This is a genomic window from Pseudomonas marincola (assembly GCF_900682675.2).
GTDB classification, from domain to species: domain Bacteria; phylum Pseudomonadota; class Gammaproteobacteria; order Pseudomonadales; family Pseudomonadaceae; genus Aquipseudomonas; species Aquipseudomonas marincola.
Map to the genome: position 1 here is coordinate 3,415,646 of NZ_LR215729.2, position 24,899 is coordinate 3,440,544.

The 24,899-nt window shown below is 59.0% G+C and carries 21 protein-coding genes; 13 read left to right on the forward strand and 8 right to left on the reverse strand.

Annotation, left to right across the window (positions count from 1 at the left end):
• Positions 1–104 precede the first annotated feature (104 nt).
• From dapE to PMYSY11_RS15950, 3 genes are read left to right on the forward strand one after another with little or no spacing between them, the layout of a single operon-like run.
• A complete protein-coding gene (gene dapE, locus PMYSY11_RS15940; RefSeq protein ID WP_150547403.1) occupies positions 105–1,250 on the forward strand; it encodes a succinyl-diaminopimelate desuccinylase in 1,146 nt (381 codons plus the stop codon).
• Positions 1,247–2,068 carry a putative RNA methyltransferase gene (locus PMYSY11_RS15945; RefSeq protein WP_150547404.1) on the forward strand — a complete coding sequence of 274 codons (822 nt, stop codon included), beginning with the start codon at positions 1,247–1,249 and terminating at the stop codon, positions 2,066–2,068. Before dapE ends, PMYSY11_RS15945 begins: the two co-directional genes overlap by 4 nt.
• A gap of 54 nt (positions 2,069–2,122) precedes the next feature.
• Positions 2,123–2,494 carry a hypothetical protein gene (locus tag PMYSY11_RS15950; protein WP_150547405.1) on the forward strand — a complete coding sequence of 124 codons (372 nt, stop codon included), beginning with the start codon at positions 2,123–2,125 and terminating at the stop codon, positions 2,492–2,494.
• 60 nt (positions 2,495–2,554) lie between these two features.
• On the opposite strand, the gene PMYSY11_RS15955 is transcribed toward PMYSY11_RS15950, so the two are convergent.
• Positions 2,555–2,764: a cold-shock protein gene (locus tag PMYSY11_RS15955; protein WP_069899496.1), complete on the reverse strand. Its 210-nt coding sequence runs from the start codon at positions 2,762–2,764 to the stop codon at positions 2,555–2,557.
• 308 nt (positions 2,765–3,072) lie between these two features.
• Here PMYSY11_RS15955 and plsB point away from each other — a divergent pair, with 308 nt between their 5' ends.
• The gene (gene plsB / locus PMYSY11_RS15960; RefSeq protein ID WP_150547406.1) at positions 3,073–5,556 is read left to right on the forward strand and encodes a glycerol-3-phosphate 1-O-acyltransferase PlsB; all 2,484 of its coding nucleotides are present in this window, start codon (positions 3,073–3,075) and stop codon (positions 5,554–5,556) included.
• 60 nt (positions 5,557–5,616) lie between these two features.
• Here the strand turns inward: plsB and PMYSY11_RS15965 are convergent, their stop codons facing one another.
• From PMYSY11_RS15965 to PMYSY11_RS15985, 5 genes are all read right to left on the reverse strand, one after another.
• Positions 5,617–7,254 carry a phosphoethanolamine transferase gene (locus tag PMYSY11_RS15965; protein ID WP_150547407.1) on the reverse strand — a complete coding sequence of 546 codons (1,638 nt, stop codon included), beginning with the start codon at positions 7,252–7,254 and terminating at the stop codon, positions 5,617–5,619.
• 205 nt (positions 7,255–7,459) lie between these two features.
• Entirely contained in the window at positions 7,460–8,218 is a 759-nt protein-coding gene (locus tag PMYSY11_RS15970) for a COG4705 family protein (RefSeq protein WP_150547408.1), read from the reverse strand.
• A gap of 212 nt (positions 8,219–8,430) precedes the next feature.
• Positions 8,431–8,946 (reverse strand): retropepsin-like aspartic peptidase RloA3, encoded by a 516-nt coding sequence (gene rloA3 / locus PMYSY11_RS15975; RefSeq protein ID WP_150547409.1) that lies wholly within the window; start codon positions 8,944–8,946, stop codon positions 8,431–8,433.
• Between the two features lie 171 nt (positions 8,947–9,117).
• Entirely contained in the window at positions 9,118–12,198 is a 3,081-nt protein-coding gene (locus PMYSY11_RS15980; protein WP_150547410.1) for an efflux RND transporter permease subunit, read from the reverse strand.
• Entirely contained in the window at positions 12,198–13,307 is a 1,110-nt protein-coding gene (locus tag PMYSY11_RS15985; RefSeq protein ID WP_069899501.1) for an efflux RND transporter periplasmic adaptor subunit, read from the reverse strand. The genes PMYSY11_RS15980 and PMYSY11_RS15985 overlap by 1 nt, the downstream gene beginning before the upstream one ends.
• A 91-nt stretch (positions 13,308–13,398) precedes the next feature.
• Here PMYSY11_RS15985 and PMYSY11_RS15990 point away from each other — a divergent pair, with 91 nt between their 5' ends.
• Positions 13,399–14,034 (forward strand): TetR/AcrR family transcriptional regulator, encoded by a 636-nt coding sequence (locus PMYSY11_RS15990; protein WP_150547411.1) that lies wholly within the window; start codon positions 13,399–13,401, stop codon positions 14,032–14,034.
• Between the two features lie 27 nt (positions 14,035–14,061).
• Here PMYSY11_RS15990 and PMYSY11_RS15995 read toward each other — a convergent pair whose 3' ends face one another.
• The gene (locus PMYSY11_RS15995; protein ID WP_420830083.1) at positions 14,062–14,805 is read right to left on the reverse strand and encodes a class I SAM-dependent methyltransferase; all 744 of its coding nucleotides are present in this window, start codon (positions 14,803–14,805) and stop codon (positions 14,062–14,064) included.
• Between the two features lie 302 nt (positions 14,806–15,107).
• Between PMYSY11_RS15995 and PMYSY11_RS16000 the strand changes: the two genes are divergently transcribed.
• The 8 genes from PMYSY11_RS16000 (at position 15,108) to PMYSY11_RS16035 (ending at position 23,974) form a co-directional block, all read left to right on the forward strand.
• Entirely contained in the window at positions 15,108–15,416 is a 309-nt protein-coding gene (locus tag PMYSY11_RS16000; protein ID WP_069899504.1) for a BufA1 family periplasmic bufferin-type metallophore, read from the forward strand.
• A gap of 23 nt (positions 15,417–15,439) precedes the next feature.
• Positions 15,440–16,345, forward strand: coding sequence for an MNIO family bufferin maturase (bufB, locus tag PMYSY11_RS16005; RefSeq protein WP_150547413.1), 906 nt, complete (start codon positions 15,440–15,442; stop codon positions 16,343–16,345).
• Positions 16,342–17,130 carry an HvfC/BufC N-terminal domain-containing protein gene (locus PMYSY11_RS16010; protein WP_150547414.1) on the forward strand — a complete coding sequence of 263 codons (789 nt, stop codon included), beginning with the start codon at positions 16,342–16,344 and terminating at the stop codon, positions 17,128–17,130. Before bufB ends, PMYSY11_RS16010 begins: the two co-directional genes overlap by 4 nt.
• Positions 17,123–17,644 carry a DoxX family protein gene (locus PMYSY11_RS16015; protein WP_150547415.1) on the forward strand — a complete coding sequence of 174 codons (522 nt, stop codon included), beginning with the start codon at positions 17,123–17,125 and terminating at the stop codon, positions 17,642–17,644. The genes PMYSY11_RS16010 and PMYSY11_RS16015 overlap by 8 nt, the downstream gene beginning before the upstream one ends.
• Positions 17,645–17,661: 17 nt before the next feature.
• Complete coding sequence (locus tag PMYSY11_RS16020; protein ID WP_150547416.1) at positions 17,662–18,015, forward strand: hypothetical protein; 354 nt, start codon at positions 17,662–17,664, stop codon at positions 18,013–18,015.
• Between the two features lie 99 nt (positions 18,016–18,114).
• The gene (locus tag PMYSY11_RS16025) at positions 18,115–19,377 is read left to right on the forward strand and encodes a TolC family protein (RefSeq protein WP_150547417.1); all 1,263 of its coding nucleotides are present in this window, start codon (positions 18,115–18,117) and stop codon (positions 19,375–19,377) included.
• A complete protein-coding gene (locus PMYSY11_RS16030; protein ID WP_150547418.1) occupies positions 19,374–20,861 on the forward strand; it encodes an efflux RND transporter periplasmic adaptor subunit in 1,488 nt (495 codons plus the stop codon). The genes PMYSY11_RS16025 and PMYSY11_RS16030 overlap by 4 nt, the downstream gene beginning before the upstream one ends.
• On the forward strand, positions 20,858–23,974 hold the full coding sequence (locus PMYSY11_RS16035) for an efflux RND transporter permease subunit (protein WP_150547419.1): 3,117 nt from the start codon (positions 20,858–20,860) through the stop codon (positions 23,972–23,974). Before PMYSY11_RS16030 ends, PMYSY11_RS16035 begins: the two co-directional genes overlap by 4 nt.
• A gap of 38 nt (positions 23,975–24,012) precedes the next feature.
• Here PMYSY11_RS16035 and PMYSY11_RS16040 read toward each other — a convergent pair whose 3' ends face one another.
• Complete coding sequence (locus tag PMYSY11_RS16040; RefSeq protein WP_150547420.1) at positions 24,013–24,873, reverse strand: DUF72 domain-containing protein; 861 nt, start codon at positions 24,871–24,873, stop codon at positions 24,013–24,015.
• Between the last annotated feature and the right edge of the window lie 26 nt (positions 24,874–24,899).

Here is a 24,899-nt window from a genome sequence, read left to right on the forward strand (position 1 = left end):
GCTTGCAGCTCAAGGTGCATGCAGATCAGCAGTTTCGGCGGCCAATGGCCGCCGTTTTGCTTTAAGATGTCGGCCTTTCTGCTGACCGTTGCCCTGGAGTCGTAATGACCACCCTGACCCCGACCCTCGAACTTGCCTGCGATCTGATTCGTCGCCCTTCCGTGACGCCGGTCGATGAAGGCTGCCAAGAGTTGATGATGCGCCGCCTGGCCGACATTGGCTTCAACGTAGAGCCGATGCGCATCGAGGAAGTCGATAACTTCTGGGCCACTCACGGTCACTCGAAAACCGGCCCGGTGTTGTGCTTCGCCGGCCACACCGACGTGGTACCGACAGGCCCGGTGCAGGCGTGGCAGCACCAGCCGTTCGATGCTCTGATCGACGAGCAAGGCATGCTTTGCGGCCGTGGCGCCGCGGACATGAAAGGCAGCCTGGCCTCGATGATTGTCGCGGTCGAGCGCTTTATTGCCGATCATCCGCAGCACAAAGGCGGCATCGCCTTCCTGATTACCAGCGACGAAGAAGGCCCGGCGCATCATGGCACCAAGGCCGTGGTCGAACGTCTGATGGACCGTGGCGAGCGCATGGACTGGTGCATTGTGGGTGAACCCTCGAGCACCTCCAAAGTCGGCGACGTGGTCAAAAATGGCCGTCGTGGCTCGCTCGGTTGCACCCTCACGGTGAACGGCGTACAAGGCCACGTGGCTTACCCGCATCTGGCCAAGAACCCGATCCATCTGGCAGCTCCGGCGCTGGCTGAACTGGCTGCCGAACATTGGGATGACGGCAACGACTTCTTCCCGCCGACCAGTTTCCAGATCTCCAATGTCAACTCTGGCACCGGCGCGACCAACGTTATTCCGGGCGAGCTGCGCACCATCTTCAACTTCCGCTTCTCCACCGAGTCGACCGTTGAAGGCCTGCAGCAGCGCGTGCGCGAGATCCTCGACAAGCACGAACTCGACTATCACCTTGAGTGGGCACTTTCCGGCCTGCCGTTTCTCACCGAGCCAGGCGCTTTGCTGGATGCCGTGAGCGATAGCGTACGCAGCGTAACCGGTCAGGAAACCCGCGCCAGCACCAGCGGCGGCACGTCCGATGGGCGTTTCATTGCCACCATGGGCGCTCAGGTGGTTGAACTCGGGCCGGTCAACGCAACAATTCATCAGGTCAACGAGCGCGTACTCGCCAGCGACCTCGACCTGCTGACCGAAATCTACTACCAGACGCTGGTCAATCTGCTGACATGAGCCAGAGCCGTTCAAGCCTCATTTGCCCGATTTGCCACGGCGCGCTCAGCGCTGTGGATAACGGCGTCGCCTGCCTGGCCAACCACCGCTTCGACCGGGCGCGTCAGGGCTATCTGAATCTGTTGCCCGTGCAGCACAAGAACAGTCGCGACCCGGGCGATAATGCCGCGATGGTTGCCGCACGCCGCGACTTTCTGGAAGCCGGTCACTATGCCCCGCTGGCCAAGCGTCTGGCCGAACTGGCCGCCAGTTATGCGCCGCAGCAGTGGCTGGATATTGGCTGCGGTGAAGGTTATTACACCGCACAGATAGCCGAACAATTGCCACAAGCACAAGGCTACGCGCTGGATATCTCGCGCGAGGCTGTAAAGCGTGCATGCCGCCGTGCGCCCGCGGTTGAGTGGCTGGTGGCGAGCATGGCGCGGGTGCCTTTAGCCGATGCATCGTGCCAGTTGCTCGCCAGCGTTTTCAGCCCGCTCGACTGGCAGGAAGCCAAGCGCCTGCTCTCGCCCGGCGGCGGTTTGCTGCGCATGGGGCCAACGCGTGAACACCTGATGCAGTTGCGCGAAAAACTCTACGACGAGGTCCGCGACTACGATGACCAGAAGCATCTGGAACTGATTCCGCAAGGTATGCGCCTGGCGCACAGCGAAGTGCTGGAGTTCGAGCTGCAATTGCAACACAGTGCTGACCGCGCCAACTTGCTGGCAATGACCCCGCATGGCTGGCGCGCCAGTGCCGAGCGCCGCGAGGCCGTGATTGCCGAGCCGCTGCAGGTTAAAGTGTCGATTCGTTATGACTGGATTGTGCTCGACTAGAGTTCAACCGGCCCAATCCATTCAATGCCAGACAGTCCAAAGGTATTTACCATCATGCGCCAACCCGATATCGAGATTTACCTGAAAGACGCCGACCATAACGACATCAGCAACTGGCTGACCACGGCCATTGGCCCGTGCTCCGGTTGGCAGCAAAAGGGCCAGACCTTCAAGTGCAAGGCGGGTGATGTCGCGGTGACCTGGCTGCCAAAAGCAGTCGGTAAATGGCACAGCCTGTATCTCGAAAGCGCGGACACCCCTTGGGAAGATGATCTGGCGTGTGCACAAGCAGCCTTTGCCGCTCTCAACGTAGAAGTGCGCTGCGCGCCTGGCACTTGGGTTGAAGAAGAAAGTGTCGAGCAGGCCGACCGCTGGATGCGCATCAGCGCCGATGGCGTCGAAGAAATCACCTGGCGCACTCAGTAATTACATGTGAGCCGCGCATAAAAAAACCCGTCGATGACGGGTTTTTTTATGCCAATTGGCTTATCGCGGCGCTACATCATCCGCCTGCAAGCCCTTCTGGCCTTCGGTTACCGCGAATTCAACCTGCTGGCCTTCGACCAGCGAGCGGTGGCCTTCGCCGCGAATCGCCCGATAGTGGACGAACACATCAGCACCACTCTCACGCTGAATAAAGCCATAACCCTTGGAATCGTTGAACCACTTGACGGTTCCCAGTTCGCGCTCAGCCATTACCATACTCTCCAACTGCAGTTTTTTATTGTCTCAAAGGTAAGTTGAAAGCTCGCCAATCGCACCTGGTGCTTTACCGGCACGCGCGCCACGGCCTGCAATCCAGACTCAGTATAATTCAACGAATTTCGCTGAAAAGTGCTAATTCAACTGGTTATCTGATGTTTTACGTCCATGGCCAGTAAAAGCCGGGAGCAGACGCCGGTGCTGAACGCTCTGGTAATGAGAAGATTTTGCCCCGCTGCGGGCGATGCGTCACACTAGCGCCCCCGAGCATTCGCTCGATTGAAATCACCAGCAGACTCCGTATGACCCGCTCACCGCTACACCGTCTTGTTTTCGGCACACTGCGCCGCCTGCTGTACCTCTGGGTACGCTCGGAAACCATCAATCAGTCATCCTTGTCGCTCAAACTCGACCGCGGCACGCCGGTATTTTACGTACTGCAATCGCCCTCGATGACCGACCTCGCGGTGGTCGACACTGAATGTACCAAGGCCGGATTGCCGCGCCCGGTACTGCCGGTATCTCTGGGCTTGCTGGATGAGCCCAACGCTTTTTTCTACCTGACCCCGGCGCCTGGCTGGTTTGGTCGGCAGGATAAACGCGGAATCTCGCCGACGCTCGATCGCCTCGTCAGCGCGCTAAGCAGCGATGCACTGCTGAGCGCACAAATCATCCCGGTCAGCGTGTTCTGGGGCCAGTCGCCCGACCGCGAAACCAGCCCTTGGAAGCTACTGTTTGCCGATAGCTGGGCCGTAACCGGGCGCATCAAGCGCCTGTTCAGCATTCTGATTCTGGGACGCAAAACCCGCGTACAGTTCGCCGCGCCGATCCAGTTGCGCGATCTGGTCGCCCAGAACAAGGGCCATGAACGCACCCTGCGCATGGTTCAGCGCATACTGCGCGTGCACTTCCGTAATCAGAAAGCTGCGGTTATCGGCCCGGATGTCTCGCACCGTCGTCATCTGGTCAAGGGGCTCGTGCACTCGGCGCAGGTTCGTCAGGCCATCAGTGACGCTGCCAGCCACGACAACATCAGCCTGGAAAAAGCCGAAGCGCAGGCCCTGCGTTACGGCAACGAAATTGCCTCGGATTACACCTATACGGTGATCCGCTTCCTCGAACTGGTGCTGAGCTGGTTCTGGAACAAGATCTACGACGGCATCAAGGTTAATCACATCGAGGGCGTGCAGGACGTCGCGCAAGGCCACGAGGTGATCTACGTGCCCTGCCACCGCAGCCATATTGATTATCTGCTGCTGTCTTACCTGCTGTTCCGCAATGGCCTGACGCCGCCGCACATTGCCGCGGGCATCAACCTCAACATGCCGGTGGTAGGTAGCCTGCTGCGCCGTGGCGGCGCGTTTTTCATGCGCCGCACCTTTAAGGGCAATCCGCTGTACACCGCAGTATTCAATGAATACCTGCATACCCTGTTCACCAAGGGCTTCCCGGTTGAGTACTTTGTCGAGGGCGGCCGTTCACGCACCGGCCGCATGCTCCAGCCAAAGACCGGCATGCTGGCGATTACCGTACGCAGCTACTTGCGCAACAACCGCATGCCGGTGGTTTTCGTGCCCGTTTACATCGGCTACGAACGCGTGCTTGAAGGCCGCACCTATCTCGGTGAGTTGCGCGGCGCGAGCAAGAAGAAGGAGTCGATATTCGATATCTTCAAAGTCATCGGCGCGCTCAAGCAGCGCTTTGGCCAGGTGTGGGTCAACTTTGGCGAGCCGATCAAACTGGCGGAATTTCTCGATGCCGAACAACCCGATTGGCGCCAGCAGAATTTAGCGCCGGCCTATCGCCCCGAATGGCTCAACGCCACAACCAACCGACTCGGCCAGCGGGTTGCCCAGCACCTCAATGAAGCTGCTGCGGTCAATCCGGTGAATCTGGTGGCATTGGCGTTGCTGTCCACCAGCAAGCTGGCGCTGGATGAGCGCTCGCTGGTGCGGGTCTTGGATCTGTATCTTGCCCTGCTCCGGGAAGTGCCCTACTCACCGCATGCCACCTTGCCGGAAGGCGATGGCGCGGCGCTGATCGAGTACGTCGCGCGTATGGACCTGCTCGCACAGCAGGATGATCGTCTGGGCAAGATTGTCTATCTGGACGAGAAAAATGCAGTCCTGATGACGTACTACCGCAACAACGTGCTGCATATATTTGCGATTCCGGCGCTGCTCGCCAGCTTCTTCCAAAGCAGTGCGCGCAACAGCCGTGAACAGATATTGCGCTACACCCGTGCGCTTTATCCGTATTTGCAGAGCGAGCTGTTTATCCGCTGGAGCCTCGACGAACTCGACGCGGTGATTGATCAGTGGCTGGCGGCGTTCGTTTCGCAAGGCCTGCTTAAACAGGAAAACGACGCCTACACCCGCCCGGCGCCAAGCTCGCGGCAGTTCGTGTTGCTGACTTTACTCTCGCGCACAGTGGCGCAAACCCTGCAGCGCTTCTACATGGCCACCGCCTTGTTGATCAACGCCGGGCAAAACACCATCAGCGCCGAAGAACTGGAAGACCTGTGTACGGTCATGGCTCAGCGTCTGTCGATCCTGCACGGCCTCAATGCGCCGGAATTCTTCGACAAGAGCCTGTTCCGTCACTTCATCCAGACCCTGCTCGACCAGGGCGTGTTGCGCCGTGATCAGGCCGGCAAGCTGAGCCATCACCCGGCACTCGACTCGCTGGTTGAGGGCGCGGCCAAGCGGGTGTTGCCTGCCGAGTTCAGGCTCTCAATCCGCCAGGTGACGATGGACGGCAATCAGGATCAACCTGCCGAGCAATAGTTGGCCCAGAATGCAAAAGCCCCGGAATAATCCGGGGCTTACTGGTGCAAATTGGCCGTATCAGTTAACGCCCTTCTCCTGCGCACCGCTGATGGTTGAAGCCTGCTGCGGCGCCTGACACTGATGGAACATATCGCGGGCCGGGTCATACACGCTGGTTTGAATGGCCATCAAGCCCAACACCGAATCGAACAAGTTATCCTGCGACCAGGCCTTATCCTTAACGCTCTGCAAGCAACCTGGCTGCAGGTTGGCGGTTTCCTCCATGCCTTGGGACATCCACAGAATCATCGGGATATGCGTTTGCTGCTGCGGCGCCATGGCGTAAGGCAGGCCGTGCAAGTAAATGCCATTCTCGCCGAGCGACTCGCCGTGGTCGGACATATACAGCATGGCGGTGTCGAAGCGCGTTTGATTGGCCTTGAGTAATTTAATGGTCTGCGCCAGGACATGATCGGTGTAACGCAGTGAGTTGTCGTAAGCATTGACGATGCTTTCAGTTGAACACTGATCCAGCTCGCTGCTCTGACACACCGGTGTAAAGTGCTCAAACGCTTGCGGGTAACGCTTGGAATACGATGGGCCGTGACTGCCTTTCATGTGCAGCACCACCACAGTGTCGTCCTTGAGCGTGTCCAGATAATCCTGCAGGCCGCTGAGCAATGCTTCGTCGTGGCACTCGCCGCCTGCCTCGCAGATATCAGCAAGCCCCAGATTCGACACATCAACGCTCGCCACGCGATCACAAGCACCTTTGCAACCGGAGTTATTGTCACGCCAGAGCACGTTGACCCCAGCGTGTTTCAACACATCCAGCAAGCCTTCGCGGGACGTTGCCATCGACGGCTTGTAATCATCACGACCGGCTTGCTGGAACATGCACGGCACCGATACCGCAGTGGCCGTACCGCACGAGCTGGCGTTGGTGAAGTTGATGATGTCCTGCTTTGAAAGCTCAGGATTGGTGTCGCGCTTGTAGCCATTGAGCGCAAAGTTCTCGGCGCGCGCCGTTTCACCGACCACCACAATGGTCAGGCGTGGTTTGACGGCATTACCCACGCGCATCTGCCGGTGAGCATCGGCGCCAATCACTTCAAGTTGGGTCGGGGTTTTCAGTTCACGACGCACATAACCATTGACCGCAGACACCACGTTTGACGGCGTCAGTTGCAGGCGAATTTCGCGGTGGTTGCGAAACAACGAGGCGTAGGACTGATACTCGCTCATGGCGATGCCGCCGATACCGGCCAGGGCAACCACCACACTGACCAGCTTCATGCTCAGCTCGCGCTTCCAGCTGAACTTGCGGGTTTCAATGCGGGTGAGCAGAAACGCAGGCAGAACGCCTAACAACGCGATCCAGATGAACATGCGCGGGCTGAGCAATTCGAGCGCCTCACGGGTGTCTGTCTGCACCACGTTAGTCAGCATGTCGTAATCAATCACAATCCCGAAGCTGTTCATGAAGTAGCTGGCCGAAGCCGAAACGATCAGGAACAGGCCCAGCACCCACTTGGTCATCCGACCCCACGCCAGCAGCGTGAGCAGGCCAAATGTCCACAGCAGAGCCAGTACTGGCAGGCTCAGCAAAAACAGCGGGCTGCCGTTATCCCAGCCGCCGATGCCTTGCCAGACAGTGGTCCAGAATGTGGTATTGCTGAAAACCAGCAACCACACCGAAACCAACAAAATCTGCATGGGTCGGCTTAAGCTGATTTTCCAAGCGAAAGAGGATGAGTTAGCGGTGTTGTCAGTAGTGGGCTTGGTCACTTCGAGTCCTGCAGCTGAGCCTAGAATGAAGCCAGCTTACGGAGCACGCTGTTAGTGGAATGTCAGCCCGATGTGAAAAAATCGTTGGTCACTTTGCAGTGACACCTGGCATCAGGTGCCACTGTAATCTGAGTCATGCGCTGGGGTTGGCGACCAGTGTGGCCGGGGCCCGGCGCTGGGCAATGCTGGCTCCTACGATCATCAGCAGCAGGATCGCGCCGAGAATAGCTGACGAGCCGATAGTGCCGAAGCCCATGCCGCCCTGCTCGTGTGTCTTGGTCAGGAAATCGCCAAGCGTTGCGCCAAACGGACGGGTCAGCACGAAAGCAATCCAGAACAGCACCACCGGCGAAATCCTGGTGACGAAACGCAGTACCACAACCGCGGCGATCAGGCTGCCGATCAGCAGCGCGCCACCGGCAAAACCCAGCCCCGAATCATCGGCCAGATAATCACCGAGGGCGGTGCCCAGTGTGTTCGAAAACAAGATGGCGACCCAATAGAACAACTCACCTTTGCGGGTGGTGATGTGCTCAACGTTGAGCGACTTTTCACTGTATTTCCACACGGCAAAGGTCAGCAGCAAGATGCCGATCAGCAGCGCCGAACCGGTGGCGTAACCGAGCCCGAGCGTACGATCCATAAAGTCCGACATGGTGGTGCCGGCAGTACTGGTTGCCAGAATGACCACCCAGTACAGCGCAGGGTGGTAGCGACGTGAATAGAGTTGCCCCAACAGGGTCAGCAGAAACACGCTGATGAGTAACAGCGAACTCATTGCGTAGCCGATATTGAGGGTCATCGACAACAAATCACCGGCGGTTTCGCCGAGAGTGGTCGCACAAATCTTCATCACCCAGAAAGCCAGGGTGATTTGCGGGAGTTTATTCATAGAGGGGCGCTCGCGAGACGGTTGGCGGAACTGCACCCGGTATGCGGCCCGGCTGTATAAGCCGGGCTTGAGCGGTTCAAGGTGTCAGTGCGCGCACAGTAGGCAAGCGTTGGTGAAAATAGCGTCAAGAAACAATCAAGCCGGTATTAGCGCCTGAGTTGTCCTGAATTTAGTGCATCAGGCCAGGCGAAAGGACAAGGCTGCCGGACGGATCAGAGCTTGCACTTGGGCTTGGTGGTGAATGTCTGGGAAACATCGACCGCGCCTAAATGCTCAAGCGTGCGACGACCAATGAGCACCGGATAATTCATTTTTCCACGGTTCTTCAGCGAGAACTGCTCATCGTAGACTTCGTTGCCGATGCAGATTTTCATCATCACCACCGGGCGGCTTTCCTGCCCGCCTGCACCACGCACCTTGATCCTGCGAACCACCCGCCGCTCGACGGGCGAGTTGCTGACTTCACCAGTGTTGGCGTCTTTCAACTCGACCATGAACCGCACCCAGTCCTCGCCATCTTTCTTGAAGGTTTCCAGTTCCTTGGCGTCCATCGATGACGTCTTGGCCCCGGTGTCGAGCTTGGCCTTAACGGTGATGGCCTCCGGTTCGATTATCGCTTCCTCGATCCAGCCGAAGGTTTTACTTTGGGCCTCGCCCGCCAGTGCCGGAAAAACACTGCCGATGCCCAAGGCGATTAGTGCAAAGCGAAAGCAGCGTGCGACTTGCATAACGATCCCCCGATAAGGTGTAGGTGTCGATTATGCCGCAGCAAATGTGAATGGATTGTCATGCCGGAGCAAACCGACAGCGCTGCAGCTCTCGACCTAGCCTAGCCCACAGGCCGGACGACCGACAGGCAATGGAGCAGATGCGCTGCCCTATTGCCTGCCCAAGCGTGCTCAATCGGTGTGCGCTTCACTCGGTTTCACCCGGAACCAGGCGGCGTACAACGCTGGCAGGAACAGCAGTGTCAACGCGGTCGCGACGATCAAGCCACCCATGATTGCCACTGCCATTGGCCCGTAAAACACACTGCGCGACAGCGGGATCATCGCCAGAACAGCGGCCAGCGCCGTGAGCACAATCGGCCTGAAACGACGCACGGTGGCATCGATCACCGCATTCCAGCGATCCTGACCGGCAAGGATGTCCTGCTCGATCTGGTCCACCAGAATTACCGAGTTACGCATGATCATCCCGGACAAGGCGATGGTGCCCAGCATGGCAACAAAGCCAAATGGCTGATTGAAGATCAGCAGGAACAAGGTGACCCCAATCAACCCCAAAGGCGCCGTGAGAAATACCATCGCGGTGCGCGAGAAACTCTTCAACTGCAACATCAGCAAGGTCAGCACCACCACTACAAACAGCGGGATGCCGGCGTTTACTGAGCGCTGCCCGCGCCCGGAATCTTCAACGGTGCCGCCCACCTCAAGGTGATAACCACCAGGCAGACGCGCACGAATCGGCTCCAGCGTTGGCAGAATCTGCTGCACCAATGCCGAAGGCTGTTCCGGCCCATAAACATCAGCCCGCACCGTGACCGTTGGCAAGCGCTTACGGCGCCAGATAATGCCTTCTTCAAAACCGTATTCCAGCGAGGCGATTTGCGCCAACGCAACACTGCGCCCGTTACCTGTTGGCACCGACAAACTCGACAACATGCTGAGTTTTTCACGGTCTTCCTTGGCCCCGCGAATCACCAGCGCAATCAGTTCATTGTTCTCGCGGTACTGGCTGACCGGCGTGCCGACCAGAGTACTTTGCAAGAAGTTGGACACTTCGCGCGTGCTCACACCCAATGCCCGTGCGCGCTCCTGATCTATATTCAGGCGCACCACTTTGCTTGGCTCCTGCCAGTCGAGGTGAACGTTGGTCACGTAAGGGTTCTCACGCACCTTGCGCTGCACTTCGCGGGCAAATGCGCGAACCTCGTCTATGTGCTCACCAGACACCCTAAACTGGATCGGATAACCCACCGGCGGGCCGTTCTCAAGACGCGAAACACGGGTGCGCATGGTGGTGAATTCGGTCGCCATCAGATCGATCAACCATTTGCGCAACTCCTCACGCTGCTCCAGATCCTTGGCCAACACCACGAACTGAGCGAAGCTGGTCATCGGCAGTTGCTGATCAAGCGGCAAGTAGAAGCGCGGCGATCCTGAGCCAATGTAGCCCACATAGTTATCAATGCCCGGATGATCCTTGAGCATGGCTTCAAGGCGTTTCGCCTGCGCCTCAGAGGCTTCAAGTGAAGCACCTTCGGCCAGTTTCAGATCGACCATCAGCTCAAGACGACCAGATGCCGGGAAAAACTGCTGCGGCACCAGCTTGAATAAAAACACCGAGCCGATAAACAGCACCAGCGTCGAGACAATCACTGTTTTACGGCGCTCGACACACCAGCCCACCACACGCCGAACGCGCTGATAAAACGCCGTTGAATACGGGTCATGTCCGCCTGCGCTGCCGCCGTGCTTGGCCGCATGCAATTTAGCCAAGTCCGGCAGCAAGCGATCGCCCAGATACGGCACAAACACCACGGCAGCAAACCAGGAAACCAACAAGGCGATGGTCACAACCTGAAAGATCGAACGGGTGTACTCACCGGTACCGGACTGAGCAGTGGCAATCGGCAAGAAACCGGCGGCGGTAATCAAGGTGCCGGTCAACATCGGAAATGCAGTGCTAGTCCAGGCGAAGCTGGCGGCCTTGAGGCGGTCATAGCCCTGCTCCATTTTGATCGCCATCATTTCGACGGCAATAATGGCGTCATCCACCATCAAGCCCAGCGCCAGCACAAGTGCGCCGAGGGAAATCTTGTGCAAGCCGATACCGAAGAGATACATCGCCGCAAAGGTCATGGCCAGCACCAGCGGGATCGACAAGGCGACCACTAAACCTGTGCGCAGCCCAAGCGAGAAGAAGCTCACCAGCAAGACGATCACCACCGCCTCGGCCAACACTTTAACGAACTCGTTGACCCCGGCTTTAACCGCAGCGGGTTGATCGGACACCTTGCTCAGCTGCATGCCGGCGGGCAAATCGCTCTGCAGCTTGGCAAAGGTTGTTTCAAGCGATTCCCCGAGTTGCAGAATATCGCCGCCGTCCTTCATCGCCACGGCCAGGCCAATGGCATCTTCACCCATGAAGCGCATGCGCGGCGCCGCGGGCTCATTGAAGCCGCGCTTAACCTCGGCAATATCGCCCAGCCGGAAGGTGCGCCCGGCCACCCGGATGGGGAAGTTGCGAATCTGCTCGGGCGTGGTAAAGCGCCCGGAAACCCTGACTTGCACGCGGTCGGTGGCGGTCTCGAAAAAACCTGAGCTGACAATCCCGTTCTGGTCTTGCAGCGCCTGCTGCACAGCCTGCAACGGCACGCCCAGCGTTGCCAGTTTGGTGTTGGACACCTGCACCCAAATGCGCTCGTCCTGCAGCCCGATCAACTCGACCTTGCCGACGTCTTTAACGCTTTGCAGTTGCAGCTGCACACGCTCGGCATAATCTTTGAGTACGGCGTAATCAAAGCCCTTGCCGGTCAGTGCATACAAGTTGCCGAATGTGGTGCCGAATTCATCGTTGAAGAAAGGCCCTTGCACGCCTTCCGGCAACGTATGCTGGATATCGCCGACCTTCTTGCGAATCTGATACCAGAGCTCGTTAACGTCCTTGGGCCCCATCGCATCGTTGGCAATGAAGGTGACCTGAGACTGGCCCGGCCGCGAAAATGAGATGAGTTTTTCGTACTCACCGGTCTCCATCAATTTCTTTTCAATGCGGTCGGTCACCTGCTCGGCCACCTCCTCGGCACTAGCGCCGGGCCAATCGGTACGCACCACCATTGCTTTGAAGGTGAAGGGCGGATCTTCACTCTGCCCCAGCTTGGTGTAGGAGAGTGTGCCGACAACGGCCAGCAACAGCATGAAATAGAGCACGATCTGGCGGTTTTTCAGCGCCCAAGCCGATAGATTGAAGCCCATTACTGCGGCTCCTGACCAGTCAGCTCGACGGTGCGGTTATCACGGTCCACCGGGCGCACTTTCTCGCCTTCGTGAAGCATCTCGACACCGGCCAGAACAAACCAGTCATCGGCACTCAAGCCCTCTAGCACAGGCACCAGACGCTCGCCGTACGGGCCCACGCGCACAGGCCGTTTGTGCAATGTCGAAGTTGCCGGATCAAGCCACCAGACATAGGGTTGCTGCCCTTCTGCGGTCAACGCCGAAAGCGGAATTGCCAGCGCGTCCTGATCTTTCTCGAGAATGAATACCCGTGCGCTCAAACCCAAGGCGACGCGCGTGGTGTCGGTGTTGAAGGCCACTCGCGCCGCGTAGGTGCGCGACTGCGCGTCGGCTGAGGGTGAAATCTCGCGGATATAGCCGATGTAGCGTTTACCCGGCTGCGACCACAGTTCCACGGCGACCTTCTGGCCGATTTCAAGTTTGGAAACCATGTGTTCAGGCAGGTCGATCTGCACTTCACGGTCGCCATCGGCGGCCAGACTCAACACCGTTTGCCCCGGCGAAACCACTTGGCCAACATCGATCATCCGCTCAGCGATAACCCCATCCTGCGGGGCGCGCAGCACTGCGTAGTCAGCCTGATTACTGGCCACCTTATATTCGGCCTTGGCCTGATTAAGCCTGGCCAGACCTGCACGGTAGAGGTTTTCGGTGTTGTCGTATTGCGAGCGACTGACCAGTTGGCGACCGAGCAAAGTCTTGTAGCGATCCCGTTCGGTCTTCACCAACTGCAGGTTGGCTTCGGCTGCCGCGAGCTGAGCCCGCATGGCATCGAGCTTGAGGCGCATGTCATCCGGATCGAGTTCGGCCAGCGCCTGATTCTTTTTCACCCGCTGCCCGGAATCGACCAGCCGCTTGCTGACCTTGCCGGCGATGCGAAAAGCCAGTTCAGGCTCGAAGCGCGCGCGAACCTCCCCCGGGTAAGCCTCCTGCAACTCGATGGCAGATTGCGGCTGCGTCACCATCGCAGCGCGAATAACCGGCTCCGAGGTCGGTTCCTTACCGCAAGCGGCAAGCAATGCAACCAGCGCCAATGGCAAGGTTAGGTTCACAATAGGACGCAGCATGACAGCAGACCTTTGAAGAAGGTTTAGAATATTTATACTGAGCGGTATAGTAAAAATACTAAACTCGGCAGTCCAGTATTATAATCAGCCAATGACCGACAAAATATTGCAGACCAACGGCCCGGGCCGTCCCAAGGATCAAGCCAAGCGCCAAGCCATTCTGGATGCGGCGCAATCGCTGTTTCTGAGCAATGGCTATGACGGCAGCAGCATGGATGCGATTGCCGCCGAAGCAGGTGTTTCAAAGCTTACGGTGTATAACCACTTCACCGATAAAGAGACACTGTTCTCGGCCGCCGTGGCCGCCAAGTGCACCTCGCAATTACCGGAAGGCCTCTTTGAACTGACGACAGACGTCTCGATAGAGAAGGTTCTGATGAATATCGGCAGAGCGTTCCACACGCTGATCAACAGCCGCGAGTCCATCGAACTGCACCGGGTGATGGTCAGCCTGAGCACGCAGGAATCTAAACTGCCGGAGATGTTTTTCCAGGCAGGCCCGCAAACGCTGATCGACAAGATGACGCGCCTGCTGACCCAGGCCAACAGCAGCGGCACACTCAAGGTGGAAACACCGCAACTGGCGGCGGATCAGTTCTTCTGCCTGCTCAAGGGCACCAGCAATTTTGCATTGCTGATCGGTTGCCGCGCGGCGCACAGCCCGCAGGAAGCGGAACTGCACGTCAGCGATTGCGTGAAAATGTTCATCCGCGCCTATCAGCCGTAATCTGCCGGGCGCAACTGACCGGCAGGGTTACTGAAGCTTCTTCAGCGGATAGATATCGTAACGGCTGGATTTACCTTCCAACGCATAACCGGGTTTGAACCCCTCGATTATCGGTGCCTTACGCGGGCGTTTAACCACCACGCGGTGAGTCGCCAGCGCCATCGCGGCCGCCAGCAGCGCCGGAGCGTCCTGGTCGTCGCCGACCAATGGCCGGAACAGGCGCATTTCCTTTTTCACCAACGCGCTCTTGTCGCGATGCGGGAACATCGGGTCGAGATAAATCACCTGCGGCGCATCGCCCTGCCACGCGCTCATCAACTCGATTGCATTGCCTTGCAGCAAGCGCATGCGCGCGCAGATCGGCGCGACATCAAGATCCAGCCGTGCCCGCGCCAGCCCGTCTTCCAGCAAGGCGGCAATCAGCGGCTGACGCTCGATCATGCTCACGTTGCAGCCCAGACTTGCCAGCACAAAGCTGTCGCGCCCAAGCCCTGCGGTAGCGTCCAGCACCACCGGGCGTATGCCTTGCTGAATGCCGACGGCCTTGGCGATCATCTGCCCGCTGCCACCGCCAAACAAGCGCCGGTGCGCCACAGCGCCTTCAACAAAGTCGACCTTGACCGGCCCCGGCGCCTTGTCACCCAGCTCGCTCAGCTGCAGGCCAGCGGGACCGAGTTGCAAGGCAAAATCGGCATCGCCGTGCAATGCTAGGCCCAAGCGTGACGCCCATTGCAGCGCTGCATCATCCAGCTCCGGCACCAGCGCTTCCATCCGCACCACGGCTGCTTGCACGTTATCGCTCATAAACCACTCATCAATTATTCGTCTGCGCAGCATTCTGCGCTGAGACCTTCAATGCCGGCTATTTTGCCAGAGCCGGGCACTTCGCGCGTTATCCAAGCGCCGCTGAAATTGTTTATTTGCCCGCTGTAACAAAAACACCGCTGACGGCTCTTTAGTCTCAAGCGAGCGAAATCATCATCTCGCTTATAACTGGCCCTCATCAGGTGATTAATCGCCGGTCTGAGCCAGCAACAGATCCGCTCAATCTTTGAAGCCTTGGAGATATACAGATGACTAACAAAAGCACCCGCGCTGTATCCGCTGCCAGCTTGGCCCTTGCGCTTGGCGCAGCCGTTGCGATCTCGACTGCCACTGTTACCACCGCCCATGCGGCCGACAACGAGAAATGCTTCGGTATTTCCATGAAAGGTAAAAACGATTGCGCAGCAGGCGCTGGCACCACATGCGCAGGCACTGCAAAAACCGATTTGCAGGGCAATGCCTGGAAATATGTCCCGGCCGGCACCTGTGAAAAGACCCCGTCTGCCTCATCGCCAACCGGCTTTGGTCAGCTGCAGGAATACAAAGAAAAAGCCTGATAAATCGCGGGGGAGCGAACTGTATGCCTAATGCTCATTTAACCGACGTCAGCCTGCGCGCCCCCGCGAAAGTCCGGGGCCTGCCCAACCGGGCGGGCATCGGCCTGAAAAGCCAGCATGTGGCCGAAATTATCGAGACGCTTCCGGAGCTCGGTTTCTTCGAGGTCCATGCAGAGAATTACATGGTTGCCGGGGGTCCGTTTCACCACTTCCTGCAACAGATTCGCCAGCATTATCCGCTCTCTATTCATGGCGTCGGCCTGTCGATTGGCGGTGAAGAGCCACTCGACACGGCACATTTACAGCGCCTGCAAATATTGCTGGAACGCTACCAGCCGGAGTCGTTTTCCGAGCATCTGGCCTGGTCAAGCCATGGGCAAAACTATTTCAACGACCTGCTGCCAGTTGCTTACGACGCCGCCACCCTGGATAGGGTGTGTGCGCATGTCGATCAAGTGCAGTCGCTGCTGAAGCGACAGATACTGCTGGAGAATCCATCGACTTACGTCGAGTTCGCTGACTCCAGCCTGACTGAGCCGCAGTTTATCAGTGCGATCATCCAGCGCACCGGCTGCGGCCTGCTGCTGGATGTGAACAATGTGTACGTCTCGGCGACCAATCATAACTGGGACGCACAACAGTACATCGACGCGCTGCCGCTGCACGCGGTCCGCGAGATTCATTTGGCAGGCTTCAGTGAAGACCTCGACAGCCTCGGCAGCCGCCTGCTGATCGACGCCCACGGTTCTGCCGTTGACGACGCCGTGTGGGCGCTGTTCGCCGATGTTCTGCAGCGCCTCGGGCCGGTTCCGACCCTGATCGAGCGCGACAACGATGTGCCGGCGCTGCAGCACTTACTGGCCGAGGCGGATAACGCCGAGCAACATCTGCAGCATGCAGCCGCCGCACGCAAGCAGGCCTGCCGGTGAGCAACCAGACCACCTTCAGCCAGGCCCTGTTCAACCCAGAGCAGCCGTGCCCGGATGGCTTACGCAGCTGGAATGGCTCCGATCCTGCGCAACGCTTTGCGATCTATCGCAACAACGTCACCCGCTCGTTGATCGACGCGCTGGCCGACACTTTTCCGGTGGTCGCTGAGCTGGTAGGTGCAGACTTTTTCGAGTTGCTGGCGCACCGCTACATTCAACACAGCCCACCCACCAGCCGGCTTCTGGTCGAATACGGTGAAACCTTTGCCGACTTCATTCAAGGCTTTGCACCGGCCGCCAGCGTGCCGTATCTGGCGGATGTCGCCCGCCTTGAGTTCGCCAGAGTCCGGGCTTATCACAGCGCCGATATTACAGCTCTGACGCCAGTTGCGATCGCCGAGGTAATCGGCCAGCCCGAACACTTGGCCAACATGACTTTCGCCCTGCACCCGTCCGTGCAGATAGTCCACTCACGTTTCGCCCATGTCTCGATCTGGGCAGCGCATCAAGGCACGCATGACCTCGCCGGGGTTGATAGCCAATGCGCCGAAACAGCGCTGATCTTGCGCAACCGTTTAAGCGTCGAAGTCATGGCCATTCAACCGGCCGACGCGGCGTTTATCAGCGCACTGCAACAGGGCCAGCCGTTTGCCAAGGCGGCCGAACTCGCTATGGACGTGGTCGCCGAATTCAATCTAAGCCCACCACTCGCTCACCTGATCAACACCGCCGTGATCGTGGGTTATGCCTATCCGGGCGCCTCATTAGGAAACAACCATGTCTGACTCCCCAACACTCGCCAACGCCTCGGCACCGGTAAGACTGATCGCAAAAGCGGTCGACTGCTGCAAGCGGATTCCCTACAGCCTGATCGCTTTTATTGCGCGCTTCTCGATTGCAGCAGTGTTCTGGAAATCGGGCCAGACCAAGGTTCAAGGTTTTGTCATCGACATTGTCTCTGGCGATTTCGAATTGGGCGTGCCGCAGTTGTCCGGTTCGGCAATTCCCTTGTTCACAGAAGAATACAAAGTGCCGCTGCTTTCCCCGGAGTTTGCCGCCACGCTGGCAGCGTTCGCCGAGCACCTGTTCCCGGCGCTGCTTTTATTGGGCCTGGCCACCCGTTTTTCTGCGCTGGCACTGCTGGCCATGACGCTGGTGATTCAGTTATTCGTATACCCCGATGCCTACCCGGTTCATGGCACATGGGCGGCAATATTGCTGATGCTGGCGGCCAAGGGGCCGGGCAAGCTGTCAATCGATCATCTGATCGCAAAACACTATGGCTATAAATCAGCCTGAGACGTTAAAGTAGGAACATGACTGCCCTCACTCGCCTGTGCCTGCGTTTGCTCATTGGCCTGACCCTTGCCTTCAATGGCATGGCTCAAGCCGAGACGCATATGCCCTGCCCGATGCAGGCGAGCGAGCAGAACGCCATGTATGCCCAGCACATGATGGATGCGATGGATTGCTGCAACGACGCGGCAGATCACCAGACCAGTAAAACGCCCTGCAAAGACGGCCAGGACTGCAGCAGCGCCAATATCGTGTTGCCCCTGCCCGGACTGACTACGCCGCTGGCGTTCTCTGCGCAGCGCACCCTCTCGACCTATCAAAGCTTCATCCCTGCCAAGACCCCGTCCGGTGTCTGGCGCCCGCCCCGGGCCTGATTCCTGTTCTGACTTGATCACATCGCTCACGCCTTGCGCCTGAGCGAGCTGGCGCGCCGTTGCGCACGCCAGATCATCAATATGACTGGAATCAGTACGATGAATGTTCACCGTAGTCATCCACGACGCAGTGCCTGCGCACTCGTCTGCAGCCTCGTGCTTGGCGGGTTCATCCCGAACATCAGCAGCGCCCTGACGCTGGATGAAGCCTTGCGTATTGCCGAAGCACAAGCGCCTTCCCTTAACGCCCAGACTGCCGATGTTGAATTGGCACGCAGCATGGCCAAGCCGGCCGACCAATTGCCCGACCCGAAACTCTTGCTGGGCCTGAATAACTTTCCCATCAGCGGCGACAATCGTGGCGAGTTGAACGCCGAGCCGATGACTATGCAAATGGTCGGCATCTCTCAGGAAGTCACCAGCAGCGACAAACGTCAGGCGCGGGTGGCCATGGCTCAGGCCACAATCGAAACGGCGCAGGCCCAACGCCAGATCGAGCGGCTGAATGTGCGCCTGCAAACAGCGCTGGCATGGATTTCTGCGCGGGCGACTGAGCAAAAACTGCAATTATTCAAACAGCTCTACAGCGAAAACAAGCTGTTCGCTGCCGCCATTCGCGCCAGCATCGCCGGGGGTCAGGGCCAGTCTGCCGACAGCGTCGCGCCCCGCCAGGAAGCCCTGTTATTGGCAGAACAGCAGGACAGCCTTGAGCAGGAACGCAGCCAGCAACGTGCCGCATTGCGCCGCTGGATCGGCGAAGACGCCCGCCAACCGCTCACCGGCAAGTTGCCGCAATGGCAGCCCGCCCCCGCGCAATTCAGTCATGCACTGGAGCAGCATCCCGAGCTTGCGGTGTATGAGCCGATGGGCCGTCAGGCCGACGCTGCAATCAGCGCCGCCGTTGCCGAAAAGCAGCCGGACTGGGCCTGGCAGGTGGCGTATCAAAAGCGCGGCGCGGATTTCGGTGACATGGTCAGCGTGCAATTCAGCATCGACTTGCCGGTGTTCGCAGGCTCGCGCCAAGACCCGAAAATTGCCGCCAGCCACTCCGCGCGCAATCGTCTGGACGCTCAACGCGAAGCCAAACTTCGCCAGCACCGCCAGCAACTCGATGATCTGCAGGCGCAATATCACCGGCTCGCCCGCGCCGTGGAGCGCAGCCAGTCACAGTTGATCCCGCTGGCTATCGACAAGGTGCAACTGAGCCTTGCCGACTACCGCGCCGGCAAGAATCAACTCGCCAATCTGATCAGCGCCCGCCGTGAACTGATTGAAGCCCGCCTCAGGGATATCGACCTGCAACAACAGCGCTCACTCGTCAGCGCCAACCTGCATTACGCCTACACAGAGATCAGCCAATGAACACTCATCGCACCTACACGCTGCTCGGCGCGGCAATTCTGATCGGCCTCGGCGCCGCCGGGGGTTATTGGCTGGCACTGAGTACCGGCGAGCACGCCGCCGACATGTCGGCGATGCAACCCGCTGCGGCCGACAAAAAGGTCCTGTACTGGTACGACCCCATGTATCCGCAGCAGAAGTTCGATAAACCCGGCCCGTCACCGTTTATGGACATGGCCCTGGTGCCGCGCTACGCCCAGCAAGAAGCCTCGGGCGCTGCCGTGAGAATTGACTCCGCCGTGGCCCAGAACCTTGGCATACGCTTGGCGCCAGTGGTTCGCGACACGCTCGATTCGACACTGGGCGCCACCGCCAACCTGAACATCAGTGACCGCGACCGCGCCGTATTGCAGGCCCCCGAACAGGCCTTCATCGAGAAGGTGTATCCGCTGGCAGAAGATGATCTGATCCGCGCGGGTGAGCCGATAGCCGACCTGCTGATTCCCGAATGGGTGCGCGCGCAAGAAGAGTTTCTGGCGCTGCGCAGCAGTGGCAATCGCCAACTATTGGCAGCCGCTCGCCAGCGCATGCGCCTGATCGGTATGCCAGCCGCGCTGATTGCAGCGGTTGAGCGCAGCGGCAGGACCCAGACCGTATGGACATTGACCAGCCCGATTAACGGCGTAATCAAAAGCCTGGATGTGCGCCGTGGCATGCGCCTCAATGCCGGCCAAGATTTGGCCAGCATCAGCGGTTTGGGCACGGTATGGCTGGACATAGACATCGCGCAGGGCAATGCAACGCGCGTGCAACCTGGCCAGTCACTGGAGGCGCGCCTGAGTGCATTTCCAGGTGAAGTGTTCAGCGGCAAGGTCAAAGCCATATTGCCGGAAACAGACACCGACAGCCGCACGCTGCGGGTTCGCGCAGAGCTTGATAATGCACAAGGACGCTTAAGGCCGGGCCTCACGGCGCAGGTTCGGATAAATACCGGAGCCGGTCGCGAGACATTGTGGATACCCACCGAGGCACTGATTCGCACAGGCCAACGGACACTGGTCATGCTGGCTGTCGGTGAAGGTGCTTATCAGGGCGTGGAAGTACGCACAGGGCTCGAAGCCGGGGACCGCAGCGAAATTCTCGCTGGCCTGCAGGCGGGGCAAAACGTCGTGGTTTCAGGGCAGTTCCTGCTCGACTCCGAAGCCAGCTTGCAAGGGGTCGAGATACGTCGGCTGAGCGACAGCGCGGCAACCGAAAATGCAACAACTGCAAAACCCCTGCATGCCTCGCAGGGTGAAGTCATCGAGGTCAGTGCCAACGCTATCACTGTCGCCCACGGACCGTTCGAAACACTCGGCATGCCGGGCATGACCATGAGTTTCAAGCTCGCCAAAGCAGAGCTTGCCGACGGTATTGAGGTCGGCGAGCACGTACGTTTTGCGGTCAGCGAAGCGGACGCGGGGCTAATCGTTGAGCAACTGCAGACAATGGAGGCTCAGCCATGATTGCTGCGTTGATTCGCTGGTCGGTTCACAACCGGTTTCTGGTATTGCTCGCGACCTTGTTCATCACGGCATGGGGAACGTGGGCGGTGCAGAATACCGCAATTGATGCCCTGCCCGATCTCTCCGATGTACAGGTGATTATCCGCACGCCCTACCTTGGACAGGCGCCGCAGATTGTCGAAAATCAGGTCACATATCCGCTCGCCACAACCATGCTTTCAGTGCCCGGCGCCAAGACCGTTCGCGGCTACTCGTTCTTCGGTGACAGCTACGTGTATGTGCTGTTTGAAGACGGCACCGACCTGTACTGGGCGCGCTCGCGCGTGCTCGAATACCTGAGCCAGGTACAAAGCCGCTTGCCTGCCGAAGCCAAGCCCAGCCTGGGCCCAGACGCTACCGGCGTTGGCTGGATCTACCAGTACGCGCTGGTTGACCGCAGCGGCAAACACGACCTTGCGCAACTGCGGGCATTGCAGGACTGGTTTCTCAAATTCGAGCTGAAAACCATCGCCAACGTCGCTGAAGTTGCGACTATCGGCGGCATGGTCAAGCAATACCAAGTGGTACTTGATCCGGTGAAAATGGCCAGCCTGGGGATAACCCAGGCGCAGATCACCGCGGCAATTGGCGAGGCCAATCAGGAAACCGGCGGCGCGGTCATGACGCTGGCCGAGACCGAGTTCATGGTGCGCGCTTCGGGCTACCTGAAAACCCTCGATGACTTTCGCGCCATCCCCCTGAAACTCAGTGCTCGCGGAGTCCCGGTGACGCTCGGTGATGTGGCACACATTCAACTGGGCCCGGAAATGCGCCGGGGCATTGGCGAACTCGATGGCGAAGGCGAAGTGGTGGGCGGCGTGGTGATTTTGCGCAGCGGCAAAAACGCCCGCTCCACTATTGCCGCGGTGAAGGCCAAACTGGAGGAACTCAAGAGCAGCCTGCCGGAAGGCGTCGAGATCGTCAGCACTTACGACCGCAGTCAGTTGATTGACCGCGCGGTGAGCAATCTCAGCTTCAAGTTACTTGAAGAGTTCGTGGTGGTTGCGTTGGTCTGCGGGCTGTTTCTCTGGCATCTGCGTTCCGCCATGGTCGCCATCGTCTCGCTGCCGGTTGGCGTGCTGATCGCCTTTGCCGTGATGCACCAGCAAGGCGTCAACGCCAACATCATGTCGCTGGGCGGCATCGCCATTGCCATCGGCGCAATGGTCGATGCCGCGGTGGTGATGATCGAGAATGCGCACAAGAAGATCGAAGCCTGGCATGAGCAAAATCCGGGCAAAACCCTCGAAGGCACTGCGCATTGGCGAGTCATCACCGACGCCGCTGTAGAGGTCGGCCCTGCGCTGTTTTTCAGCTTGATGATCATTACCCTGTCGTTCATTCCGGTGTTCACCTTGCAGGCGCAGGAAGGCCGTTTGTTCGGTCCGCTGGCGTTTACCAAGACTTACGCCATGGCAGCCGCCGCAGGTTTATCGGTGACGCTGGTACCGGTGTTGATGGGCTACTGGATTCGCGGGCGTATTCCCAGCGAGAAGCAAAATCCGCTCAACCGCGGCCTGATCGCGATTTACCAGCCGCTGCTCGACGCGGTTCTGCGCAAACCCAAAACCACGATGGTGGCTGCAGGCCTGCTGTTCTTCAGTGCAGCCTGGCCGTTGGCGCATTTGGGCGGCGAGTTTTTACCGCCCCTCGACGAAGGTGATCTTTTGTACATGCCGTCCGCGCTGCCGGGTTTATCCGCGCAAAAGGCCGGGCAGTTGCTGCAGCAGACCGATCGCCTGATTAAAACGGTGCCTGAGGTTGCCAGTGTGTTTGGCAAGGCCGGACGCGCCGAGTCCGCCACCGATCCGGCGCCGCTGGAGATGTTCGAAACCACTATTCAGTTCAAGCCACAAGCGCAGTGGCGCGAAGGCATGACGCCCGCCAAGTTGATCGAGGAGCTTGACCGCGTGGTGCAAGTGCCGGGCTTGAGCAACATCTGGATCGCGCCCATCCGCAACCGCATCGACATGCTTGCCACCGGCATCAAAAGCCCGATTGGAGTCAAGGTTGCGGGGCAAAATCTGGCGCAGATCGACGCCATTACCCAAGCCGTTGAAAAGGTCGCGAAGCAGGTTGATGGCGTCAGTTCAGCACTGGCCGAACGGCTGACGGGCGGGCGCTACATTGATGTCGATATCAAGCGCAAAGCCGCCGCGCAATACGGCCTGAATATCGCCGAGGTCCAGGCGATTGTCGCCGGTGCGATTGGTGGGCAGAACATCGGTGAAACCGTAGAAGGCTTGGCGCGCTTCCCGATCAGCGTGCGTTACCCGAAAGAGTGGCGTGACTCGCTGAGTCGCCTGCGCGAACTGCCGATCATCACCGCGAACGGCAGCCAGATTACCTTGGGCATGGTCGCCAGCATAAGCGTCAGCGATGGACCGCCGATGCTCAAAAGTGAAAACGCCCGCCCCTCGGGCTGGGTTTACATTGATGTGCGCGAGCGCGATCTGGCTTCGGTGGTCAGCGACTTGCGCGAAGCAATCGATCAGCAAGTAACGCTACAGCCGGGCATGAGCTTGAGTTACGCCGGGCAATTTGAGTTTCTTGAGCGCGCCAATGCGCGCCTGAAACTGGTAGTTCCGGCGACCTTGCTGATCATTTTCGTGCTGCTGTATCTGACCTTTCAGCGGTTCAGCGAAGCGCTGCTGATCATGTCGACCCTGCCCTTTGCCTTAACCGGCGGCATCTGGTTTCTCTACTGGCTGGATTACAACTTGTCGGTCGCCACCGGGGTCGGTTTTATCGCCCTGGCCGGCGTCGCGGCCGAGTTCGGGGTGATCATGCTGCTGTACCTGAAAAACGCCTGGCAACAGCGGTTGGCGCTCGGGCAAAACTCGCCAGCAGCCTTGCTTGATGCAATCCGTGAAGGCGCCGTTCAGCGCGTAAGGCCCAAGGCGATGACCGTGGCGGTGATTATTGCCGGTTTGCTGCCCATTCTGCTCGGCAGTGGCACCGGCAGTGAGGTGATGAGCCGTATCGCCGCGCCGATGGTGGGCGGCATGATCACCGCGCCGCTGCTGTCGCTGTTTGTGCTGCCCGCGGCTTACCGGCTGATGCAACGCAAGTAGCCCCAGCCCGCCGTGCAGCGCCACCCGCGCTGCACGGCTCACAGCAAACCGAGTTGCTCGGCGGGCGGCGCAATGTCGATTGCAGGCAATGCCGGCAGGCCCGGCAAGCGCGTCATCAGTTGTTCGTGAAAGCGCCGGGCCAACAGCGGCGCCAGGCGATTATCCGAGGTGTGCAGGTACACGTGCGGGGTGAGACCGGCTTCGATCCACTGCGCCACTTTATCCAGCCAGGGTTCGATAAATGGATCATTCGCCAGTAATTGCGGATGGCCAATAAAGCGTACCTGTGGCGACTGGCTGAACGCAGCGGGGCGAATGGGCAGCCGCGGCTTTTTATCCTGCGCATGCACAACCGAGGCATCTGCGGAGGTACAACTGAACAGCGCGCGCGAGTCCAGACAAATGCGCTCAACGCCTCTGTCCAGCAACAATCGGTTAAGTGCTTTCTCCTCCTCGCCTTTGGCGAAAAAGTGCGGATGGCGCACCTCGACGGCTAACGCCCCTTCCCCCCAATGATCGATAAAGCTGGCTAGCTCGGGTAACCGACGTGGCTCGAAACTGGCAGGCAATTGCAGCCAGTACGGGGTCACTCTCGGACCTAATGGCGCCAGCAATTGGCGGAACTGATCAACCGCTTCAAACTGCAGACGCAAGTCACCGGAGTGGCTGATATCGCCAGGCAATTTGGCGCAAAAACGGAATGAGTCAGGCATGGTCTCAGCCCAGCGCGCAATCGTCGCCTGCGAGGGCCGCGCATAGAAGGTGGTGTTGCCTTCGACGGTATTGAACAGCTGGCAGTAATGGCCAAGAAAGTCAGTGCTGCGGGCCTCATCGGGATACACCAGGCCGCGCCAGGCGTTCTCACTCCACGACGGGCAACCCAAATAATAAGGAATCATTGATAACCCGGCAGACGGTCAGTTGC

Bases quoted from the DNA above. Each gene is read 5' to 3' on its own strand.
- dapE (WP_150547403.1), top strand. From the start codon at position 105: ATGACCACCCTGACCCCGACCCTCGAACTTGCCTGCGATCTGATTCGT.
- PMYSY11_RS15945 (WP_150547404.1), top strand. From the start codon at position 1,247: ATGAGCCAGAGCCGTTCAAGCCTCATTTGCCCGATTTGCCACGGCGCG.
- PMYSY11_RS15950 (WP_150547405.1), top strand. From the start codon at position 2,123: ATGCGCCAACCCGATATCGAGATTTACCTGAAAGACGCCGACCATAAC.
- PMYSY11_RS15955 (WP_069899496.1), bottom strand. From the start codon at position 2,764: ATGGCTGAGCGCGAACTGGGAACCGTCAAGTGGTTCAACGATTCCAAG.
- plsB (WP_150547406.1), top strand. From the start codon at position 3,073: ATGACCCGCTCACCGCTACACCGTCTTGTTTTCGGCACACTGCGCCGC.
- PMYSY11_RS15965 (WP_150547407.1), bottom strand. From the start codon at position 7,254: ATGCAGATTTTGTTGGTTTCGGTGTGGTTGCTGGTTTTCAGCAATACC.
- PMYSY11_RS15970 (WP_150547408.1), bottom strand. From the start codon at position 8,218: ATGAATAAACTCCCGCAAATCACCCTGGCTTTCTGGGTGATGAAGATT.
- rloA3 (WP_150547409.1), bottom strand. From the start codon at position 8,946: ATGCAAGTCGCACGCTGCTTTCGCTTTGCACTAATCGCCTTGGGCATC.
- PMYSY11_RS15980 (WP_150547410.1), bottom strand. From the start codon at position 12,198: ATGGGCTTCAATCTATCGGCTTGGGCGCTGAAAAACCGCCAGATCGTG.
- PMYSY11_RS15985 (WP_069899501.1), bottom strand. From the start codon at position 13,307: ATGCTGCGTCCTATTGTGAACCTAACCTTGCCATTGGCGCTGGTTGCA.
- PMYSY11_RS15990 (WP_150547411.1), top strand. From the start codon at position 13,399: ATGACCGACAAAATATTGCAGACCAACGGCCCGGGCCGTCCCAAGGAT.
- PMYSY11_RS15995 (WP_420830083.1), bottom strand. From the start codon at position 14,805: ATGGAAGCGCTGGTGCCGGAGCTGGATGATGCAGCGCTGCAATGGGCG.
- PMYSY11_RS16000 (WP_069899504.1), top strand. From the start codon at position 15,108: ATGACTAACAAAAGCACCCGCGCTGTATCCGCTGCCAGCTTGGCCCTT.
- bufB (WP_150547413.1), top strand. From the start codon at position 15,440: ATGCCTAATGCTCATTTAACCGACGTCAGCCTGCGCGCCCCCGCGAAA.
- PMYSY11_RS16015 (WP_150547415.1), top strand. From the start codon at position 17,123: ATGTCTGACTCCCCAACACTCGCCAACGCCTCGGCACCGGTAAGACTG.
- PMYSY11_RS16020 (WP_150547416.1), top strand. From the start codon at position 17,662: ATGACTGCCCTCACTCGCCTGTGCCTGCGTTTGCTCATTGGCCTGACC.
- PMYSY11_RS16025 (WP_150547417.1), top strand. From the start codon at position 18,115: ATGAATGTTCACCGTAGTCATCCACGACGCAGTGCCTGCGCACTCGTC.
- PMYSY11_RS16030 (WP_150547418.1), top strand. From the start codon at position 19,374: ATGAACACTCATCGCACCTACACGCTGCTCGGCGCGGCAATTCTGATC.
- PMYSY11_RS16035 (WP_150547419.1), top strand. From the start codon at position 20,858: ATGATTGCTGCGTTGATTCGCTGGTCGGTTCACAACCGGTTTCTGGTA.
- PMYSY11_RS16040 (WP_150547420.1), bottom strand. From the start codon at position 24,873: ATGATTCCTTATTATTTGGGTTGCCCGTCGTGGAGTGAGAACGCCTGG.